4 protein-coding genes are annotated in these 2,609 nt (G+C 40.0%); 2 read left to right on the forward strand and 2 right to left on the reverse strand.

The window, feature by feature from the left end:
• Both H5202_RS20350 and H5202_RS20355 read right to left on the reverse strand, forming a co-directional pair.
• Positions 1-647 (reverse strand): DUF2959 domain-containing protein (locus H5202_RS20350; RefSeq protein WP_182773665.1); only part of this gene is annotated, 647 nt, incomplete at its 3' end.
• 105 nt (positions 648-752) lie between these two features.
• Entirely contained in the window at positions 753-977 is a 225-nt protein-coding gene (locus tag H5202_RS20355) for a hypothetical protein (RefSeq protein ID WP_182773666.1), read from the reverse strand.
• Between the two features lie 105 nt (positions 978-1,082).
• Between H5202_RS20355 and H5202_RS20360 the strand changes: the two genes are divergently transcribed.
• Together H5202_RS20360 and dtd are read left to right on the forward strand one after the other, a co-directional pair.
• Positions 1,083-2,045: a virulence factor BrkB family protein gene (locus tag H5202_RS20360; RefSeq protein WP_182773667.1), complete on the forward strand. Its 963-nt coding sequence runs from the start codon at positions 1,083-1,085 to the stop codon at positions 2,043-2,045.
• Positions 2,046-2,195: 150 nt separating this feature from the next.
• The coding region (gene dtd, locus H5202_RS20365) for a D-aminoacyl-tRNA deacylase (protein ID WP_182773668.1) at positions 2,196-2,609 on the forward strand (414 nt) is incomplete at its 3' end.

A 2,609-nucleotide genomic window follows, 5' to 3' on the forward strand; every position in this document is an offset into this window, starting at 1 on the left:
TAGCCTTGCTCCATTGAAGCAATAAACTTATTAGACTCTGCAATAGACTTATTCATTTCATTAATTAAGCTTGAAATATCCGTCTGTAAATTGGCAAACTCCCCTTTAATGGCACCAATAGCCTGTGCATTTAAGTTATGTTTTAAATACAGCATATTATCTTTCATCGCAGTTAAAATAGGAGGCATTTTAGCTTCTGCACGACGCATACTTCTCACTAACGTTTTATATGAACGTTGGGTCTCATTGAGCTTGTTGGTGCTATTACGACGTAAACTGGCTTTGCTGATCTCTTCAATTTCAGTTTGCCATTCTTCAAATAATGCATCCGCGACATCTTCTACTTTACCAATTCGGTCGGTAACTTCGTCGGCAGCTGACTGTGCCGATTCATATTCATCTTTTGCTTTATTGTAGGCGTGTTCTAAATCACCGCCATCAAATGCCAATAAAGCCTGCATTTCTTCTAAAGCAGAACTAAATTTTTCTTGGGCTTCTTCTTGTGATTCTTTTGCTTTTTGCACCCGATCTACCATTATGTCGCGCTTGTGGTAGCCAACTTTTTCCATTGCACCATAATAGGCACTTTGGCAGCCACTCAATAGTAAACTGCTACTGAGTAGCGCAAGTGATATCCATTTTTTCATCAATGTGTCTCTTTATTGTGTGAGGCGAACGTTTCTTCGTTGAGGTTAATTATCTAATCAAGTTAACAACCTAATTGAGTTACCTAATTGAGTTACCTAATTAAGTTAGTTACCTGATTTAAATTTTGCTGCGTCGATGATGCTCCATAAATGGAATAAACCACCAATAATGGCTGGGATGACCAACACAAAAAAGAAATAGCAAACAGCAGTAATGCAGAAGAATAACAAAGCCGCTAATATACGCCCTTGTAAAAGCTGACCTAGGCCTGGGAAAAATAAACTTGCGACAGCTGCGAGTACATTACCCGCCGAACCTTGTTGTGACATCAATTTGCTCCATTATTCGATGACTATTATGTTATAACATTGTACGAAGTTAGTGACTGAATACAAATGTTATCTCCACTAACGTGGTATGAAATAAGGATTATTATGCCCAAAAAGTTTGATTACAGCCCTATTGTGGCTTTTTTTAGTGGGATTTGGCAGTTTCTACTCCATCTCAAACAGCGGCTTACTGAAGACCAAATCAATATACGAGCAGGTCATTTGGCGTACGTGACTTTGTTGTCACTGGTGCCTATGTTGGCTGTCACCATGTCGATGTTATCGGCCTTTCCAGTGTTTCAAGGCATTCGCGGCAATATTGAAGGCTTTATTTATAATAATTTTATTCCTGCGGCGGGTGATACGGTACAAGTGCATATTAACGAATTTGTCGCTAATGCATCTAAAGGCACCTTTGTCGGTATTATTGCGTTAGTGTTCGTTGCCATTATGCTGATTTCAGCTATCGACAAAGCATTGAATAACATTTGGCGGATTACCGAAAAACGCTCATACGTGGTGTCATTTTCGATGTACTGGATGGTATTAACACTGGGCCCTGTACTTATTGGCGCAAGCTTAGTCGCAACCTCTTATGTTGTGTCATCAGAGGTTGTCGCAGGCAGTGAATTATCTGGGTTAGTCCCGTGGATTGTTGAACGTCTGCCGTTGATATTTTCTGCAGCATCGATATTACTGTTATATATGGTGGTACCAAATAAGAAAGTGCATTTTTCTCATGCTTTATTAGGCGCAATTGTTGCCGCGGTATTATTTGAAGCAGGCAAAAAAGGCTTTGCGTTTTATGTGACCCAATTCCCGAGTTATGAAGCTATTTATGGTGCACTGGCAGTAGTACCCATCTTATTTGTATGGGTGTATTTATCGTGGATAATTGTGTTGTTAGGAGCAGAAATTACTGCCGCTTTACCAGAGTATCTGGAGAGTTTGGCTGTTATAGCGGAAGATCTAAAAGCTGAAATATTTGCAGAGGCTGAGGATGAAAATGTCAATGATGTCCACGATCCTATCGTGGTTGATAAGTCGGGCTCATTTGATAAATCATAACCATTACGAATGTATTTAATTGATTCAGTTACTGCCTGTTCCACAGGAAAGTGCGCGCCAATAACCTTAGCTAAACAAGGTCGCTCATTATCGGTGCCCTATATTGTGGATTGAATAACTAACCCCCAAAAAACATATTTTAAGGCAGTTATGATTGCATTAATTCAACGAGTTAAACGCGCTTCAGTGTCGGTAGACAATACAATAGTCGGCAAAATTGACCAAGGCTTGTTAGTATTACTAGGTATAGAACGCGAAGCTAATATTGAGAAAATGATTAAGTTAGCTACAAAAGTCATTAATTATCGGGTGTTTAGTGATGAAGATGGCAAAATGAATCTTAATCTGACTCAAGTCGGGGGGCAATTATTGGTGGTGTCACAATTTACCTTAGCTGCAGATACTGGCAAAGGCTTAAGACCCAGTTTTTCCTGCGCAGCTACCCCAGAACAAGCTGATCGTCTTTATCTGGCTTTTGTCGAATATTGTCGCCAACAAGGGGTTATGACACAAACGGGGCAATTTGGTGCAGATATGCAGGTTGAGTTGGTTAATGATGGCCCA

The sequence above is a fragment of the Shewanella sp. SG41-4 genome (assembly GCF_014164505.1).
Classification (GTDB): domain Bacteria; phylum Pseudomonadota; class Gammaproteobacteria; order Enterobacterales; family Shewanellaceae; genus Shewanella.

Excerpts from the sequence above, each read along its gene's own strand:
- H5202_RS20355 (WP_182773666.1), bottom strand. The coding sequence starts at position 977 with ATGTCACAACAAGGTTCGGCGGGTAATGTACTCGCAGCTGTCGCAAGT.
- H5202_RS20360 (WP_182773667.1), top strand. The coding sequence starts at position 1,083 with ATGCCCAAAAAGTTTGATTACAGCCCTATTGTGGCTTTTTTTAGTGGG.